This window comes from Mesorhizobium sp. M0698, from assembly GCF_040320455.1.
Classification (GTDB): domain Bacteria; phylum Pseudomonadota; class Alphaproteobacteria; order Rhizobiales; family Rhizobiaceae; genus Mesorhizobium.
Window position 1 is genome coordinate 55,932 of record NZ_JAMYPQ010000001.1, and the last position, 17,550, is coordinate 73,481.

The window sequence follows — 17,550 nt, forward strand, 5'->3', positions numbered from 1 at the left end:
GGAATTCATGAACATCGCCACGCGTTTTGCTGCCGCCATGATAGGCACGTCTCTGCTTGCCGGCTGCACTACCTTGACCGAAGGCGAATTCAACACGATGCATACCACGCTTGAAGGCAGCCCTGTCACCAAGCGCGTGGCGATCAACGAATGCATTGCACGCGAGAGGTCCACGCCGCTCAACGAAAGAACGACTTACGCGGCAATCATGAATGTCAGTGTCGCAAAATACGATAGCGCCTTTTGTAACCGGCTCTTTAATGCCGTTGCTAATGGCAGGCTGACTTACGCGGACTACCGCAGGCTTTCTTCGCCGGGGGCCGACAGCAGCAAGTTGATCAAGATCCTGCAGGGCCGCTAGCAGGCGCCGCCAGCAGTCTTGCCGCCCTGGCGCGGCAAGCCGTTGTCGCGGCGTCAGTTATGATCGCCGCGTCACATCTGGTCGTTGTAAGGTTCCTTGATCTGACCGACCATGCGTGCCAGTTTCGAGAAGGACGGCATGTCCGTCTCCGGCTGACATTGATTGGCCAACTCCAGCAGTCGGATCGGGAAGTTGACGGCGTCGCGGCTGGACGCCGACATGCCTTCGGACCTTTCCTCGTTGGTCTCGCTGGCTTCGGCCTTGCGCAAGGCGATGTCTATCTCCTCGACAGAGAGCACGCCCTTGCGGACCAGAACCTGATTGATCGATGCGATGGCCATAAGCAGGCCTTCGAGTTGCAGATTGGCGACGTTCATGATTTTTGCTCCCATGGCTAAGGGTCAAACGCGCGAATGCCTGTTCTGATCCGCGGCTGCGGCTGCTCGTCGGCCGGTGAGATGCCTCGGCAAATGGAGGAAGCGCCAATTGCCGACGCTGCGTTCGCGCCCACAAAGTGGCTGGCGGGCAACGCGAGGCGCCGAAGAGAAATTCGGTTTTTTGTCGCCGCGCCACATTTTGTTCTTGCTTTGTGCCGGCAGCTATGCTACTAATTTGGGTATGGTGCTAATTGGCTCCAACGACCCGCCCGCCGAGGCGGGTTTTTGTTTTCAGGCTTCTTTTCGATCGAACGTTGCTTGTGTTGCCGGCTGTGAAGTCGGCGGGACAGCGCCCGGGACAGTACCCCCCTCTGGCCTGCCGGCCATCTCCCCCTCAAGTGGGGAGATTGGCGGTTTCGGCGCTGCGCTCTTCCTGCAACGTTGGAGATTGGCGAAAGCCGGCGCGAAAGCCGATTTCCGCCCAAGTGGGGGAGATGTCCGGCAGGACAGAGAGGGGCGCGAAGGAATGCAGCCTAGCGGTCTTCTTGGAAGGTCAATCGGGAGGCGGACAAGGCGAGGCGCTGAACGGAATTCGCATTTTTCTGCCACTGCGCCACATTTTGTTCTTGCTTTGTGCCGGCAGCTATGCTACTAATCTGGGTATGGTGCCAATTGGCTCCAACGACCCGCCCGCCGAGGCGGGTTTTTGTTTTCAGGCCGATTTGGAGACGATCACGGCGAGCGAGGCGAGTTTTCCGTCACTCAGGCTTCGGATGTAGTTGCGGCGGCGCTGCAGGAATTCCGCGCCCATGACGACTTCATTTGCCTGCTGCTGCGCCGGCGAGGGCACGATGCCGGAATTGGCCCTCTTCAGCGCCAGCTCAACATGTTCGCCGGTTTCGTCGACGATTTCGTCGATGCGAAATCCGGCATCGACAAACAGGGTTTTCAATTTTTCCCGATCGGCGAGGTGGCTGGTCGCCGCAGAAACCGCCCAGGGCATGGGATAGTAGGGCTCGCCGCCGGCGAGCACGGCTTCGGTCCAGATCAGCCTGCCTCGCGGTTTCAGCACGCGCCAGGCCTCGTCGATGACCGCGGCCTTGTTCTCGATGTTCATGCCGACATAGAAGCAGATCGCCGCATCGAAGGTGCTGTCGCCAAAAGGCAGTTTCGTCGCGTCGGCCTGATGGAAGCGAACCTTGTCTGCCAGTCCGCTGAGTGCGGTCAGTCGGCTCGACGCGGCGACAAAGGCTGGTGTCAGGTCGATGCCGTCGACCTGGCAGCCATAGGTCGAGGCCAGAAACCTTGCCGGCCCGCCAATGCCGCTGCCGATATCCAGGATCCGATCTGTCGGCGAAGGAGCAAGACGGGCCGCATGCTCCCGCGTGGCGATCAGTTCGCGGCCATGGAGCTGATCGAATGGATAGAGTTGCGCGGCCGCGAGTTTTCCGGCCGGGTCGGCGTCCGGGATCGCGGCCAATATGCGATCGACGATGCCGTCGCTGCCGTAGTGACTGGTGACATTGCCCATGACGCGTTCCCCTCAAGCGCAACCACCATCCCATCAACGCAAGTCTCACGCAATGCCCGCCCTTTTCGCCCTCCTTCCAGCCGTTCACCGACGAGGGTGCGAGGTCGTCAGTGCATTTTCTTCCACCGCGCCACATTTTGTTCTTGCTTTGTGCCGGCAGCTATGCTACTAATCTGGGTATGGTGCCAATTGGCTCCAACGACCCGCCCGCCGAGGCGGGTTTTTCATTTCGGGCTCCTGTTCGACCGAATGTTGCGTGTGCTGCCGAGGTATGTCGGCGCAAATGAACGCGACCGACTATCCCGGTCCGCAACCACCTATCGTCCATAGATTTCCCAACGCGCCCGTGCGCCCACTTCAGAGAACACCCCATGTCCAACCGTTATGCCACCATCATCACCGACGATGACGGCCGCGAGGTCGTCAGCGCCATTGGCGAGTTCGCCGGCACCGCACCCTATGCACGCCATGGCCGCTTCGAGCAGGTGGCCGCCGGCGTGCGGATCGGCATGGTGCGCGGCGGTACCGTCGATGCGGTCGGCGGCTTTGGCTTCCCGTCGGGAGCACTCGACGGCAAGGCGGTGGCAATTCTCAGGGCAAGGCTGAATGCCTTGCCTGACGCCGGTGCGATGAAGCCCGGCACGACGACTGATGCGAAACCGGCAAGCCAGCCGCGGAAGCCGAAGTCGGCACGCGCCGGCAAGAAGGCCAGGCCGCGCAAGCGCATCGTGCGGCCAGGCAACAAGAAGCCGGCGGTCTCCGCTGGGACGGCGGAGTAGGGCATGGCCGAAGCTCCTTCCACCGGCGATCCGCAGCCGCACGATCAAGCACCCGGCAGCCGAACCAAGCGGGCGAAGAAGACGCTGGCCGACGGCTTTCTCGAAGCGATCCGCGCCGATTTTCGCGCCCATGGCGCCGGCGTTATCGCCGAGGTGCGCGCCGAAAAGCCCGACCAGTACCTGAAGCTCGTGCTGTCGGTGCTGCCCAAGGATATTAGTGTCAACATCAACAATCTGGATGCATTGAGCGATGACGAAATCAGGCAGCGCATCCGCGGCCTCGAAGCCGTCCTTAGGCCGTTCCTCGAGAAGCCGGGCTTCGCAAAAGGCCTCGCACAGCCGGGCGGCAAGGACGGAATATCTCAGCCTGCTGGCGGAGCTGGACCGCAGGCGCCGCACTAACCAGCTTGCCGCCTATCGGCCCTATCCCAGGCAGGCCGAGTTCCATGCAGCCGGCGCGACCAATCGCGAGCGCCTGTTCATGGCCGGCAACCAGCTCGGCAAGACCAGGGCCGGCGGCGCCGAATGGGCGATGCACCTCACCGGCCGCTATCCAGATTGGTGGCAAGGCAAGGTTTTCGATTGTCCGGTTCGGATGTGGGCGGCCGGCGTCACCGGCGAAAGCACGCGCGATAACCCGCAGCGCATCCTGATCGGCCCGCCGCAGCAGCAGGCGGCCGGCACCGGCATGATCCCGGCCGACGCCATCGTCAGCACGATGGCGGGACGGGCGCCGGGCGCGCTCGACAGCGTCGTGGTGCGCTGGGGCGGCGGCGGCGACGTCCAGGCCGGTGAATCGGTGCTGTCGTTCAAGAGCTACGAGAAGGGTCGCGAGAAATGGCAGGGCGAAACGCTGCACGGCGTCTGGTTCGACGAGGAGCCGCCGCTCGACATCTATTCCGAAGGGCTGACCCGCACCAACGCCACCGGCGGCATCACCATCGTCACCTTCACGCCGCTGCTCGGCATGTCGGACGTGGTGCTGCTGTTTTTGTCGGCTGAGCAGGTCGAGTTCATTGGTGAAGGGGAAGCAATCGGCTGAATAAGCCAGCCCGGCGCAATCATTATCCCAGCTGACTGTGGCGCACGGAATAGTGTGGAGCACTTCTCTTTGCAGCAAAATTGTAGTTATTTGGACGGAGGATGAGAGCCGCAACGGAGGGGTGGGCAGTGGGAAATCACTATCGGTCGCTAGTCGTGATCGGTGCAATAATGCTTTCAGGATGCGTAGTGACTGAGAGCCGGTTCAATACAATCAACGCTGGAATACAAAGAAGTCCAGCTTTCAAAAAGGATTTTATGACTCAGTGTGCGGTGGGATTAGGGGCAAAGCCACTAGGTTACCGCAAACAATGGGCAAGAATAATAAACACAAGTGTTGAAGCATTGCCAGAGGTGTACTGCAAACGCTGGACTGATGCGGCGGTGAGCGGGCGAATGACGTACGCGGATTACAAAAATGGATTGTCGCGACCTACCTACGAAAGTAAGTTGATCAAGATACTTCAGGGCCATTAGCCGGCCCGCCTGTGTTCGTCGCGCGCCGTCCCGGTTTTGCTCCAGCAAGGTATCGCGCATGAGCCGCCACGTCCCCTTCATGACCAGCGCGGTTGCCAAGCCATGATCCGGAACTAGACTGGCTACATTGGGCGGGAGATCACAACTATGAATAGACGAATGGTGTTGATCGGCGGCCTTTCGTCAATTGTCGTATCACCAGAAGGCAACGTCGGCATGTCAGCAACTTCTCCTCCTGTCCCGAAATGGCGGCCATCGTTTTCGCAGCCCATCGATCGCATCGAAGAGCGCATTGGCTACTACTTCAACCAGGAGCGTGACTTTGCCATCCTTGAAAACGGCACCTGTGTGCTGACGGAGGCTGGTCTTTCCGATGGCGCTGCATCCTTGGCAGCCATCCAGACGCTTGCCGAGATCTACAACTACCACCCGGACATGAAACCATCTGATATGGACGATGGCAATTTGTTGGTCAGTTACAATCATCCTGCCTTCAACGTCGTGCTGACCGATATTGCAAAGGCGCATTGGCCAGAGATCGAGGCTCGCCACCAGGACGGACTGACGACCGACGAGGTGTTGTTCACGCCGCTCGGGCAGAACGTATTCGATGATTTTGGCAAAAAGGCGCTGCTAGGCCGGTGCTACATGTTCATGGATGCACAGGCGCCGAAAGTCGTGCGCATCAAACGTCGGACGATCTGATCCCGACTTTTCGACCGGCTCCGTGGCAGGTGTTCCGAGCGATGCAAACGGAGCTGCGAGGCGGGGCGTTGGAGCGCGCGCCTGCCACCACGATTCAATGCCGCGAGGGCGCACAATGACCCGCCACGTCACCTTCATGACCATCGACGATGCCGAGCATTATACGCCGCAGCAGCGCGCCGAGGTCATTGCCGCCTATCCGGCGCATGAGCGCGAGGCGCGGGCCAAGGGCATTCCGGTGCTCGGCTCCGGCCGCATCTTTCCGGTGGCCGAGGAGCTGATCGCCTGCGAGCCGTTCCCGCCGCCGCGCTATTGGCCAAGGCTCGGCGCGCTCGATTTCGGCTGGGACCATCCGTCGGCCGCGGTCGAGCTCGCCTGGGATACGGAGGCCGATGTCGTCTATGTCACGAAGGCCTGCCGTGCCTCGCAGCAGACTCCCGCCATGCAGGCGCTGACGCTGAAACCGTGGGGCGATTGGCTGCCATGGGCATGGCCGCGCGACGGCCGCCGCGAGACGCTGGAAGGTGCCGGCACCGCACTTGCCAGGCAATATTCCGCGCACGGGCTGAACATGCTCGCCAGCCATGCGCAGTTCGCCGACGGTTCGGTATCGGTCGAGGCCGGGCTGATGGAGATGCTCGACCGCATGCAGAGCGGCCGCTTCAAGGTGTTCTCGACGCTTTTGCCGTGGTTCGAGGAGTTCCGGCTCTATCACCGCCGGGATGGCCAGGTGGTGAAGCTGCGCGACGATTTGATGGCGGCGACCCGCTACGGCGTGATGATGCTGAGGGAAGCGGTGGTCGACCCGGCTCTGTTCAAGGCCGCGCGGCGGAAGGCGGGGCAGAGCGATCCGCTGGGGGCGTTTCGGTGAGGAAAATCGGGGAGGGAGGCAATGCGCTCCGGCTCCGATTGGAAAACTGTAGTGAACGTCCGTGGACGTGGTGTAGCATCGAATGATCCCGCTCAAGGGACGCATCGGCGTGGCCTCACGGGGGCATTCGCCGATAGGGGAGGATCAGATGAAAAACGGAATTTCTCCAGACCACATACTGCAAATTGGCTTTGGGTTCTGGCCAGCCAAGACATTGTTGAGCGCCGTGGAACTGGGACTCTTCTCGCTGCTTGCGGACGGCCCCAAAACGGGCCTCGAACTGCAAGGCGCGATGAGGCTGCATCCGCGCGCAACGTATGATTTTCTCGACACCCTCGTCGCGCTCGGATTGCTGCAGAGGGACGGCGCCGGTGAAACCGGCAAATACGGCAATACGCCATCGACCGCGCTGTTCCTGGTCAAGCGGAGCCCCCAATACATCGGTGGAATCCTTGAGATGGCGAACGCACGACTGTATCGGTTCTGGGGCGATCTCACACCGGCATTGCAAACCGGAAAGCCTCAAAACGAGATCAAGGAGACAGGCAAGTCGATGTTCGGCGAGCTCTATGCGGACCCGGCGCGCCTGGAGCAGTTCATGGACGCGATGAGCGGCATCTCCATGGGCAATTTCACGGCGTTTGCCGAGAAATTCGACTTTTCCAAATATAAGACGCTGGCCGATATAGGCGGCGCAACCGGGCAGCTTTCGGCCATCGTCGCGGCGCGGCATCCGCACATGCAATGCCGGACGTGCGATCTCGCCGATGTGCAGCCGATCGCCGAACGGCGCTTGAGGGAGCGCAATCTCGGCGGCCGGGTCATCGCCGAGACGATCGACTTCTTCGCGGACGAATTCCCCAAGGCGGACATCATCACGATGGGAATGATCCTTCACGACTGGAATCTCGAGAACAAGAAAATGCTGATCGCCAAGGCCTATCGTGCATTGCCGACCGGCGGCGCGCTGGTCGCCATCGAGAACATCATCGACGATGAACGCAGGCAAAACGGCTTCGGTCTCATGATGTCGCTGAACATGCTGATCGAATTTGGCGAGGCGTTTGACTTCACCGGCGCCCAGTTCACCGAGTGGTGCAAAGTGGCAGGGTTTAGTCGCTGCGAGATTATTCCATTGGCGGGACCTGCAAGCGCAGCAGTGGCTTACAAATAGAGGCTTGGCACCCGCGCGCAGTTCGCCGGCGGCTCGGTGGCGGTCGGGCCGATGCTCGGCCGCATGCAATCAGGCCGCTTCAAGGTGGTTTCGACGCTCTTGCCCTGGTTCGAGGAGTTCCGTCTCTATCATCGCAGGGACGGCCAGGTGGTGAAGCTGCGCGACGATTTGATGGCAGCGACACGCTACGGCGTGATGATGCTGAGGGAAGCGCAGGTCGACCCCGCGGTGTTCAAGGCCGCGCGGCGGAAGGCCGGGCAGAGCGATCCGCTGGGGGCGTTTCGGTGACGATGCTTGCGTTTATGCACGCCCGGCGGCAAAACGACGACGTAGCGGCAACATCATGTTAGGGGGCAATATGGAATCGGAAAACTCGCTGCTCGGGATATTCATCTCCTGGATGCCGATGCTGATTTATCTCGCAGCAAGCCTTTGGGTAACGATCTGGCTCACCTTCAAGCTGATCCGCGTTCAACAGGCGATGGTGCAGGCGCAGGAAGGCATTCTCGCCAAGCTGACCGAGATCGACAGCCGGATGTCCGCGAAGATACGCCAGGACTGAGATTCGCGGCGGACGCATAGGACGAAGCGCCGAAAAGCTTAGCCGGGCTCCTTAGCCCATTCGCCGCCGCTGCCATGATAGGTCTCTGCGGAGAGCAAGAAAACCTGTGCGCAGGTCGTGCACCGAAAGCGGTAACGAAGCAGATCGTCCCATGGTCCATCCGGGTTGAGATCCGAAAACGGGATGACACTCGACATAGGACCACCCGGTACTTCCTGCAGAATACCGTCGCGTATGGCCTCTTTGGCCATCGTGATCGCCGCCGCGAGACGACCGGTGCTAAAGATCGTACGGGTCTCCTTGATCGGCGCACAGTTACGACAAGTCATGCGCTTGTCCCATAGGTACATCCACAAGTCACAGGCCAAGGAAATCCAGACGGCAAAGAGAGTCAATCTAGCTTGGCGGCCTCGTTTCCCTAGGGCTCTCCGCTTCGCAGCGTGCCGGAAAATGACCCAACATGACCGTCCGCATCATCCCTGCCACTTTGCGCGATCTCTCCTACATCGCCGCCAACCTCCGGCCCGAAGACCGGGCCGAGATCGATTGCCAGTTCGATGACTGGTCGCCGGCGCTGCTGGCGTTGACGGCGCTGCAGGGGTTTGCCTATGTCGCCGAGCTCGACGGCAATCCGGAGGCCGGCTTCGGCGCTGCCGAACAGCGCGGCGGCTTATGGATCGCCTGGAGCTGGGGCACGCGCCGCATGAGGCGCTGCGTGCCTGGGATTACGGAATTCTTTCATGCCGTGCTCGGGCCTGAAGTTGCCGCGCGCGGCGCGTGGCGGGTCGAGGCGCGAGCGCTGGCCGCCAATGAATTGGCGCTGCGCTGGCTTGCCCGGCTTGGCGCGACGCAACGCTGCCGCCTGCCGGGCTATGGCCGGAACGGCGAGGATTTTCTGCTCTACGACTGGACAAGAGCCTCTCACTTTGGAGAAAACCATGTGCCTTTTTCAAAAGCCACCGGCGCTGAAGCCGTTGCCGCCGACACCGACCATTGCCGACAAGGACGTGCAGGCGCGCGAAGCAGCGTTGCGGGCCCAGCTTGCGGCCAATGACGGCACCGCCGGAACCGTGAAGACCGATTTGTCGCCCGGCGATCTGACCGGCCAGCGCCGCGTGCTGCTGGGGGTTTGACATGGGCGCGATGAGACGAGTGTTCCGCAACCGGGTGCTGGCGTGGTGGTACTGGCGCCGGCACGCGCGGTTGGTGAAGAAGAGAGGCGGGATGAGGGCTCTTCCTTCTCCCCTTGTGGGAGAAGGTGGATCGGTGCGGCAGCGCCGAGCCGGATGAGGGGTGCTGGAAGGAATGAGGCGAAAAAACCTTCAGCGATTTGAAGAGCTTACCTCTGCAAAATAGCGATCGGTCCAACACCCCTCATCCGACCGAGCTTCGCTCGGCCACCTTCTCCCACAAGTGGAGAAGGTCAAGGCAGCTTCCGCCTTTTCCGTAACAGCACAGCGCAAATCGTGTTCCTTCCGCACGGTTGACATTCCTCCCTCAGCCGCCATGCTGCATTGCAACATGGCAATCGAGGAGTTCGGCATGACAGAAGCCCGGTCATCGCGCATCGAGTGCCTGGACGGGCTTCGGGCGCTTGCCGCGATCTGGGTGCTCATCGGGCACTGCTTGTTGTTGACCGGCTGGCAGATTCCTATTCTTGGCGAACCGGACCTCGGCGTCGATCTGTTCATCATGCTGTCCGGCTTCCTGATGGTGTTCCACTACCAGCTGCGCCAGGACAAGGAGCCCTGGCAAAGGCCGGAAACCTGGCTGAAATTCTGGACCCGCCGCTATTTCAGGATAGCGCCGCTGTTCTACGTCATGCTGTTCGCTGCCCTGGCGCTTGGCCCTTATCTCTACGGGTCGAGAATGATCATCGACGAGTTCCTGCTGCGGTCGCCGCAGGCGCCCGAGCGTTATCTCGACAGCGGGCTGAAGAATATCTGCGCCCATCTGCTGTTCCTGTTCGGCCTGGTGCCGAATTTCGCCTATCGCACGCCGCTGCCCGACTGGAGCCTGGGGCTGGAGATGCAGTTCTACGCACTGTTCCCGGCCATCATGCTGCTGGTTCGCAGGCTTGACTGGATATGGGCGGCCATCCTGGTCGCGGCGACCGGCAGCGCGATGGTGTTCTTGATGGGACAGTTGTCGGTGCATTTTCCGATGCCGTCGTTCCTGCCGCTGAAGATGCAGATTTTCCTGTGCGGGATGCTGCTGGCGGGCGTCGTCCATCAAAGGCAAAAGCGGCCCTTCGTGCATCTGGCATTGGCCATGCTGCTGGCGGCGCTGCCGTTCGGCGGCGGCTATGGGCTGAGCAAGCTGTTGATGCGCGAAGCGCTCGTCCTGGGGTTCTTTGCCTTGGTTCTCTACCGCATGCTGCCGGGAATGGCGGGTATCGTGGCCAGAAACATCGCCATGACGCTCGCCAACAGGTTCTTTCATTTGATGGGTGAGCTTTCCTTCAGCATCTATCTGATCCATCTGCTGGTTCTCCAGCCGGTTGCGGCTCTGGTCATCACCCAGTTCGGCCACGAGCTGTCGGCGCCGCTGCGCTTCGCGATCGTCACTGTCGTCGTCTTGCCAGTGGTGTGCCTGCTGTCCTGGATCACCTACATGCTGATCGAAGTACCCGGCCAGAAGATGGGCCGTTTCGTGGTGCAGCGCTTTGGGCGGAGCCCGGCGCTGGAGACGACGCCGGCGGAATAAGGCGCTTCCAATCTCCCCCTTGAGGGGAGATGTCGCCGAAGGCGACAGAGGGGGTCGCCGATCCACGCGAGACGACCCCCTCTGTCCTACCGGACATCTCCCCCTCGAGGGGGGAGATCGGCAGCCTCGGCGTCCCGCCATTTCTTTCTTTTCCCCATTGAGTTCATCAAGCGAGGCTGACCATGAGCGATTCCCGTGCCCGCGATATCCTGGCGCGACAGGCTGAACTGGAGAGCGAGCGCAGCCAGTATGAGCATGTCTGGGAGGCGGTGTCCGAATTCTGCGATCCCGACGCGCCCGATATGTGGAGTGGCCGCCGCCAGGCCGGCGTCGATTCGCAGGCTGAGCGGCAGGAGCGGCGCGGTGCGCGTGTCTACGCCAACACCATCAACTCGGCCGCCAACCGGCTGGCCGCGGGGCTGGAGAGCCTGATCATCCCGCAGTCGGAGAAATGGCATGGGCTGTCGACCGCGGCCATCAACGACGATGAGACCGACGAGGAGAAGGAATGGGCGGAAGCGCTGCGCGACTTCCTGTTCTCGCTGCGCTACTCCGCCAATTCGAACTTCGTGCCGGCAACGCAGGCCTGCCTGCGCAATGTCGTGCGCTATGGCCCGGCCTATCTCTATGCCGAGGAAGGTTTTGGCGACACGCTGATCCGCTATGCCTCGATCCCTGTAGTCGAGGGCTATCTCTCGCGCAACCGCTGGGGCCAGGTCGATATCTTTCACCGCCGCTACGAGCGCACGGCGCGGCAGGCGGCGCAATTGCTCGGCTACGACAGACTGCCGGCGCGGATCAAGATTCTGGTCGACGACCCCGCCAAATGCGAGACGAAAATCTCGCTGATCCAGTGCATCCAGCCGCGCGACGAGCGCAAGATGTACAGTCTGAGCGGCTCCTACCAGTATCTCGACACGGCCTTCGCCTCCTACCATGTCATCGAGGACGAGGAGGCGATCGTCAGGGAAAGCGGTTTTCGCTCGTTCCCGGTATCGTGCTTCAACTGGCGCCGCTACGAGGGCGATCCCTACGGCATCTCGCCGACCATCGAGGCACTGACGACGGTGCGCGAGGAGAACGCCGTGCGGCGCTCCGGCCTGCGCGCGCTGCAGCAGATCACCGATCCGGCGACCGCCTCCAAGGCAAGGCTCGACTATGTGCCGGTGCTCAATCCCGGCGAGAACTATCCCGGCCTCATCGACGATGCCGGCCGGCCGCTGATCGCGCCGATCGCCACCGGCCAGAACCCGACCTATGCCTTCAATTATGCCGACAGCCGGGCCGAGGAGATCCGCGACATGATGTTCGTCAATCTGTTCCAGACGCTGGTGCAGAACCCGCAGATGACGGCGACCGAAGCCTTGATCCGGCAGGAGGAGAAGGGCGCGCTGCTCGGGCCGTCCGGCTCGATCATCCAGGCCGGCTTTGCCAGCAATCTCGACCGCGAGCTGGGCATTCTCGAGGACAAGGGACTTTACGAGGAAGATAGCCGCTTCCTGCCGCCGGCGAGCCTTGCCGGCAAGGCGCTGCGGCCGACCTTCACCGGCCCGCTCGACGTGCTGCGCCGTTCGGCCGAGGCGCGCGACACCATCCAGGTTGTCACCACCGCCATGCAGATGGCGCAGTTCGATCCCGGCGTGATGGACAATATCGACGGCGACGCGGCGCTGAAGATCGTGCAGGGCGCCGGCCGCAGTCCGCAGCGCATCTTTCGCCGCCAGGACGAGGTGGCGGGCATTCGCGATGCCCGCGCCAAGGCTCAAGCTGAACAGGCCGGCATGGCGGCGGTTGCGGCCGCCGGCAAGGTCGCCAGGGATGCCGTGCCGGCGGCAGTGCAGGCGCGCGACAGCGGCCTGCTCGACGGGCTCGGCGGACTGATGCCGCAGGCTGCGCAAGATGCTTCGGGCGGGCAGGGCGCATGAGCGGCAAACGCTTCGCCCATTCCAGCCAGGCCGGCGGCCCGGCCAAGGCGCGGGATGCCCTGGCCAAGGCCTATCTCAGGGTGTTCTCGGGCCAGGACGGCGAGATGGTGCTGGCCGACCTGGCGGCCGCAACCGGCTATTACCGCCGCCCGTCCTATGGCGAGTGGCTGGCCAAGACCAAGACGCCGAACGGCTTCGAGCTGCACAGCGCGCTCAGCAATGCCCGCGCCGAGGTGGTGCAGCACATTATGGGGTTTTTGACGCTGGACGAGGCGCAGTTGGCTGCGCTGGAGAAGGCGGCGAGGCTGGAGGCGTAGGGGCTTAGGAGCGCCGGCCTTGCAGGGGTCACGGCCCGCTCCGGCCGATCATTCCGGCGACCTCGGCCAGTTCACAGCAGGATCACCATAGGTTGCCGCGGCCAAGCCCCGTTTAGCCCACGCCCGTCGGCTTTGAGCATCATTAATGCCGGCCAATTCCTCATTGGCGACCTCTCCAAAATTCATGACCCGACGAAGGCGGCAGGACCCGGCCGGATCGCCGGTGCGGCGCCCGACCGCGCGGTGATCTTCGGCAGTTCGAGTCTGCGGGCTCCTTGGGCAAGGAATATTAAATGGCGACTATACCTCTCCAGCTTGCTCAGCGCCGGCTCGATACCGGCAATGTGCTCTCCTATCCCGAAGGGTCGCCGATCGGCAGGGCGATGCAGGGTTTTGGCGACGAGCTCTCTGCCGTCGCAGAGCGCTACCAGCAGCAGAAGCAGCAGCAGGAAGCGTTCGACGCTGAACTCGCGCGGCGTCGGTTCAACGGCCAGATCGCGCAGGCGGAAGACGAGGTGGTGGCGAATGCGCCGGCCGATGGCGGAGGCCTGCATGACACGATGTACGGCCAGGTCGATCCGCGCACCGGGCTCGTCACCAAGCCTGGCCTGTTCGACACGCTGTTCGACGACGCCTTGCCGAAAATACCCGAGAGTCAGCGCACCGCTTTCGCCAGGCAGAAGGAGGCCATGCGCGAGGCCGGCTCACTACGGATGGCTGCGAGGCAGCTTCAGCGGCGCGACGAATATGAGCAGGCCGAGTGGACCAAGGTCGATAACATCTCAACCAGTGCCATCGCGCAAAGCAACCCGAAGGACACCGAGAAGTTCGACGCGATCCGGCAGAACGGCTTTGACCTGATCGCCAAACTTCGCAACCCGCTTGCCCGACAAGCGGCGGAAGTCGCCTGGCGCAGCAATACGGCCAAGGCGCTGGTTCAAGCGATGATCGCCCAGGATCCGAAGCAGGCTGCCGAGATGCTGGGTGCTGCGCAGGCTGGAAGCCGAACCAAGGACGACACCGCCGCGGCCGTGGGTGGCTCCAGCGCCTTTGGTGCGCCCAATGCGGCGGCAGCGAAGGGTGACCGCGTCGGCAAGCGGACGCCTGATGAAAGGGTGGCGCAGGCGTTCAGGGACGACCTTCCGCAACAGGAACAGGCAGCGCTGATCCGACAGGCGCAGGCGGCCAACACTGCTCAGCAGGTTGAGCTTCGCACCAACATCGGTCTCGCCGAGCAGAACGCGCCGGACGCCATCGCACGGACTGGCGCTTATTCCGGCAAGATGCCTGGCCGGGACGCCTTCAGGATCGCCTATGGGCTCGACAAGGGCGACAAACGCTTCCGGGATTTCGACTGGCGAGCCGATGTCGGTAGGCAGGTTTTCGGCATGCGCACCATGCCGAACCAAGCGATCCATGCCGCCCTTCACGATGCCGATTCCGGGCCGAACGGTTCGCAGGAAGACCAGGCGCGCCGTGAGACGACCGCCGCGGCGGTAGGGCTGGTCATGAATCACAGACGAACCGATGGCGGGGGCTACGTCAGCGAAGTGTTTCCCAATATCGCTGCCGCATGGAAAGCGGTGACCGGTGGCAGACTCGAGGACCCGAACGGCTATGACAAGGACGCCTATGACAAAGCGATAGCCATGTCTGTCGCCGCGCAGGAACAATTGGGTATTGAGGACCCTCAGCCCGTGCCGCTGTCCATTATCCGTGATCTCTCCGATAATTATGACAGCGCGAGCATGTACCAGCAGGACATAAACGCGAAAGTAAGCACGCTGCTTGCCGGAACGTCCGGCCCTGCCGCTCGAGCAGGCGTGGCCCGGCAACTGGCGGATGCCGATCTGGCCTGGATTATGCCGGTTGAGGCCGGCTACAAGCCTATGTCGACGCGCGCAGTGTTGGCATCGCAGGCCAAAGGTCTTGGCAAGGCGGCCGCCAATGCGGGGATCGGCGCAGCTGAACTTGCGGCCAAACTGGTTACTCTGGCCGCCGACGGCAATACCCAGGCAACACTCAGCCCGCCTGATTTCACGGGTGCTTACTACGAGCCGTCGAACCGCGATGAAAATCTGATGATGCATCAGGGATCTGACGCATTGGGCTGGTCGATACCATGGCCCGGGGTTGGTCGAGCTGCTGTTACCGAGAAAGGGATAACGCGCGCAATCGAAGCGGTCGGTTCGGGAGCCGCGAAGCGCGCCGAAGGCCTCGTTGCCAACAAGCGCGTGTCCGAACTTGCCGCAGAAGATGCGGGTACCGGAGCAATTCGGGCGCCGACAGGCCAGTTCTATAGTGTGATCTTTGAAATGAGGTTGAGCCCGACCTTGTATCCGGGCTTCTCGCGCGAGGTACATTACCAAGCTGCCAACGAATCCTTATTGCAAACGATGGAAGGAGAAACGGCTTTCGCTCAGGATTTGCGGAATCAGGGGGTCAATCTTCAGCGAACGCAGACAGGGCTCGCTCCCCGGACCGCGCCTCCTGACTTTAGCTGGCACCACGCCGCAGAACCCGGTGTGATGCAACTTGTCCCTAGATCCCAACATGATGGTGGGAGTACCTTCCAGGAGACATTACACCCGGATCGCCGAGGAGGATTTTCTTTGTGGGGAAAACAATAAAGTTGCTGGATATCGTTGGACGGTTGCCGGAATTTGACGAGGAGGACACGATTTATGTGTCGGAGCCTTGGACCGAAGATTCAGACGCAATGGTTGCAACTGGGCCGGAAGGGGCATTGGTGCCAGCGGAGGCAGCCAAAGAGGGCCTGACATACTTTCTCGAAATCCACATTGCGATCGAGGTTATCGAGGCCTGGGTTGCGTCGCTGAAAGAAAGGCCCAGCCTTTCCGCGATCTGTGAAAGACTCATTTATTACGCCACCTATGATGCATGAGAGGTAATATGTCGACTGACCCACGTTATGATGGACAGCCGCTGCTTAGGCTACTGGAGCTTTATGTGCTCTGGGCCATCGGAGAACTTTCTCAGGAGTCGGAGGATGGCTTGAAAAAGATGGGCCCCAAACTGCAATCTATCTATGGCGGCGATGGACAATGGCATGACGCAATAGCCCAGTCTATGCACATGCCTGAGGGGATGCCGGCAGCAATCCGGGATATGTGGGCAAGGAACCTCAAAATCGCCCGCGACAATGATGTAACTCTCACACCGCAGAAATTTGCGGAGATGTTCGTGGACGAAAATTTCGTGGGTTGAACGTTCTTCTGATTGGAATTGCGAATTGAGGTGATGATGCCCCTAATTCTGCCCTGCCGTACACCCGGCTTGGCCTGACAGATCGTCCCTTAAAGGGCGTCGCGTATCGACGCGCCTTTAGGTCTTTGTTCATCCATGTCGTTGTCCCAGAACCGCTGCAAACTTTTGGGCGACATGCACTAGCCGCTGAAGCTGGCTCCACCGCGCCAACCGCATTCTACACTCAATAATCGCCGTTGTAGTACCGGTCGTCGCAGGGGGCGGTGTAGATGCGGCCGCTGTTGCGGTCCTGATAGCGGCAAAGCTGTTCGCTGCGCGGCTGGGGCGTGGTGGCGTTGCCGACGACGGCGCCCAGCAAGGCGCCGGCTCCGGCACCGATGACCGTGCTCTTGGTGTTGCCGCCGATCGCCTGGCCGGCAAGCGCGCCGGCGCCGGCGCCGAGCAGCGCACCGGTGCTGGTTCTCTGCTGTGCTTCGGTCTGCGCGCAGCCTGCCAGCGCGGCGGTTACGAACATGGCGGCAATGGCTCTGGACATGGTCATCGTCTGATACTCCCTTGAAGTCTATGAACTAATTCGCAGGCTGATTTTGCCAAGTACGGTCGCATTTGCGGCGGAACATAGGCACCGTGCCTCACGAAATAAGACATGGTTGTTTTTGTCTGACGGCCTGAGACGACGGCTCGGCAAGACGATGCCCAAACGAGACTAATCTTTGACGGCCCCATGTCGCCCGATCTGCTTTTTCTACGCAGCGGCCAACTCTTCCTCAAATCCTCAAACGGAGATACCAAATGACCCGAGGTCTTGCCCGGACGCTTTCGCGTGCCGCCGCCAGAGAAGCCGGCCTTGCCCCGCCCAAGGCGGGGCTTACCGCCAGGACGACCGGACAGGGCGGCGCCTACCGCACCGTCTTTTCGTTCAATGCCATGCCGGTGCCGGTCACCGATGCGCAGGGCTTTGCCAGCCAGAAGCTCTTCGACTTTCTCGATGGCAAGGTGCGGATCAAAGGCGGCACGGCAAGACTGCAGTTCGCCGTGCTGACGCCACGCGCCTCGACCATCAACGACAATGCCGCGCTGACCTGGTCGCTCGGCTCGGCGGCAGCATCGAGCGCTGTACTGGCAGGCACCATGGTCAATGTGGTGGGCGCCACTGGCCGTACGCTGGATGGCGCGGGTGCCGCGCCGTCGAGCGCATCGATTGCCGATGTTGCCGCAGCCTTGACGCTCGACGGCACCGTGACGCCGGTCGACCTCTATCTCAACCTGGCGTTTGCCACCGGCACCGATATCGACGCCGATGGCACGCTGGCGGTGTCGGGCATCATCACGCTGCTCTGGGAGAACTGGGGCGATAATGCGTAGGCGCTAATCTCCCCCCTTGAGGGGGAGATGTTGCCGAAGGCGACAGAGGGGGTCGGTTCGACCGGGCGCGACGCCCGGCGACAGATGAGGTCGGCGCTCCACGCGCGGCTACCCCCTCTGGCCTGCCGGCC

General features: G+C 61.8%; 18 protein-coding genes and 2 pseudogenes. 17 read left to right on the top strand and 3 right to left on the bottom strand.

What is annotated here, in order from left to right; translation table 11 throughout:
- Nucleotides 1-7 precede the first annotated feature (7 nt).
- Nucleotides 8-361, top strand: a complete 354-nt coding sequence (locus NKI16_RS00345) for a hypothetical protein (protein WP_023675712.1) — start codon at nt 8-10, stop codon at nt 359-361.
- Between the two features lie 71 nt (nt 362-432).
- Here the strand turns inward: NKI16_RS00345 and NKI16_RS00350 are convergent, their stop codons facing one another.
- Together NKI16_RS00350 and NKI16_RS00355 are read right to left on the bottom strand one after the other, a co-directional pair.
- Nucleotides 433-738 (bottom strand): hypothetical protein, encoded by a 306-nt coding sequence (locus NKI16_RS00350; RefSeq protein ID WP_023675713.1) that lies wholly within the window; start codon nt 736-738, stop codon nt 433-435.
- Between the two features lie 712 nt (nt 739-1,450).
- Entirely contained in the window at nt 1,451-2,269 is an 819-nt protein-coding gene (locus tag NKI16_RS00355) for a class I SAM-dependent methyltransferase (RefSeq protein ID WP_023675715.1), read from the bottom strand.
- Nucleotides 2,270-2,640: 371 nt separating this feature from the next.
- Here NKI16_RS00355 and NKI16_RS00360 point away from each other — a divergent pair, with 371 nt between their 5' ends.
- The 15 genes and pseudogenes from NKI16_RS00360 (at nt 2,641) to NKI16_RS00430 (ending at nt 16,054) form a co-directional block, all read left to right on the top strand.
- Nucleotides 2,641-3,048, top strand: coding sequence for a hypothetical protein (locus NKI16_RS00360; RefSeq protein WP_023675716.1), 408 nt, complete (start codon nt 2,641-2,643; stop codon nt 3,046-3,048).
- Between the two features lie 3 nt (nt 3,049-3,051).
- Nucleotides 3,052-3,450: a hypothetical protein gene (locus NKI16_RS00365; protein ID WP_245274656.1), complete on the top strand. Its 399-nt coding sequence runs from the start codon at nt 3,052-3,054 to the stop codon at nt 3,448-3,450.
- Nucleotides 3,428-4,042 (top strand): annotated as a pseudogene (locus tag NKI16_RS00370) (terminase large subunit domain-containing protein); the annotation flags it as partial. The gene NKI16_RS00365 and the pseudogene NKI16_RS00370, both read left to right, overlap by 23 nt.
- A 671-nt stretch (nt 4,043-4,713) precedes the next feature.
- Nucleotides 4,714-5,271 carry a hypothetical protein gene (locus NKI16_RS00375; RefSeq protein ID WP_352922180.1) on the top strand — a complete coding sequence of 186 codons (558 nt, stop codon included), beginning with the start codon at nt 4,714-4,716 and terminating at the stop codon, nt 5,269-5,271.
- A gap of 121 nt (nt 5,272-5,392) precedes the next feature.
- Nucleotides 5,393-6,142, top strand: a pseudogene (locus NKI16_RS00380) (phage terminase large subunit family protein); the annotation flags it as partial.
- 82 nt (nt 6,143-6,224) lie between these two features.
- Nucleotides 6,225-7,316 carry a methyltransferase gene (locus NKI16_RS00385; protein WP_245274658.1) on the top strand — a complete coding sequence of 364 codons (1,092 nt, stop codon included), beginning with the start codon at nt 6,225-6,227 and terminating at the stop codon, nt 7,314-7,316.
- A 36-nt stretch (nt 7,317-7,352) separates the two neighbouring features.
- Nucleotides 7,353-7,604, top strand: coding sequence for a hypothetical protein (locus tag NKI16_RS00390; protein ID WP_031211505.1), 252 nt, complete (start codon nt 7,353-7,355; stop codon nt 7,602-7,604).
- 70 nt (nt 7,605-7,674) lie between these two features.
- Entirely contained in the window at nt 7,675-7,878 is a 204-nt protein-coding gene (locus NKI16_RS00395; protein ID WP_023675723.1) for a hypothetical protein, read from the top strand.
- A gap of 460 nt (nt 7,879-8,338) precedes the next feature.
- Complete coding sequence (locus NKI16_RS00400; protein ID WP_023675725.1) at nt 8,339-8,932, top strand: hypothetical protein; 594 nt, start codon at nt 8,339-8,341, stop codon at nt 8,930-8,932.
- 488 nt (nt 8,933-9,420) lie between these two features.
- A complete protein-coding gene (locus NKI16_RS00405) occupies nt 9,421-10,584 on the top strand; it encodes an acyltransferase family protein (protein ID WP_023675727.1) in 1,164 nt (387 codons plus the stop codon).
- Nucleotides 10,585-10,766: 182 nt separating this feature from the next.
- Nucleotides 10,767-12,509, top strand: a complete 1,743-nt coding sequence (locus NKI16_RS00410; protein WP_023675728.1) for a portal protein — start codon at nt 10,767-10,769, stop codon at nt 12,507-12,509.
- Nucleotides 12,506-12,826, top strand: a complete 321-nt coding sequence (locus tag NKI16_RS00415) for a Bbp19 family protein (protein WP_023675729.1) — start codon at nt 12,506-12,508, stop codon at nt 12,824-12,826. The genes NKI16_RS00410 and NKI16_RS00415 overlap by 4 nt, the downstream gene beginning before the upstream one ends.
- Nucleotides 12,827-13,119: 293 nt before the next feature.
- Nucleotides 13,120-15,456 carry an HNH endonuclease gene (locus NKI16_RS00420; RefSeq protein ID WP_023675730.1) on the top strand — a complete coding sequence of 779 codons (2,337 nt, stop codon included), beginning with the start codon at nt 13,120-13,122 and terminating at the stop codon, nt 15,454-15,456.
- A gap of 2 nt (nt 15,457-15,458) precedes the next feature.
- Complete coding sequence (locus NKI16_RS00425; protein WP_023675731.1) at nt 15,459-15,731, top strand: hypothetical protein; 273 nt, start codon at nt 15,459-15,461, stop codon at nt 15,729-15,731.
- 8 nt (nt 15,732-15,739) lie between these two features.
- The gene (locus NKI16_RS00430; RefSeq protein WP_031211512.1) at nt 15,740-16,054 is read left to right on the top strand and encodes a hypothetical protein; all 315 of its coding nucleotides are present in this window, start codon (nt 15,740-15,742) and stop codon (nt 16,052-16,054) included.
- 223 nt (nt 16,055-16,277) lie between these two features.
- On the opposite strand, the gene NKI16_RS00435 is transcribed toward NKI16_RS00430, so the two are convergent.
- The gene (locus NKI16_RS00435; RefSeq protein WP_023675733.1) at nt 16,278-16,595 is read right to left on the bottom strand and encodes a YMGG-like glycine zipper-containing protein; all 318 of its coding nucleotides are present in this window, start codon (nt 16,593-16,595) and stop codon (nt 16,278-16,280) included.
- Nucleotides 16,596-16,846: 251 nt separating this feature from the next.
- On the opposite strand from NKI16_RS00435, the gene NKI16_RS00440 reads away from it, so the two are divergent.
- Nucleotides 16,847-17,419: a hypothetical protein gene (locus NKI16_RS00440; protein WP_023675734.1), complete on the top strand. Its 573-nt coding sequence runs from the start codon at nt 16,847-16,849 to the stop codon at nt 17,417-17,419.
- The last annotated feature ends 131 nt before the right edge of the window (nt 17,420-17,550 follow it).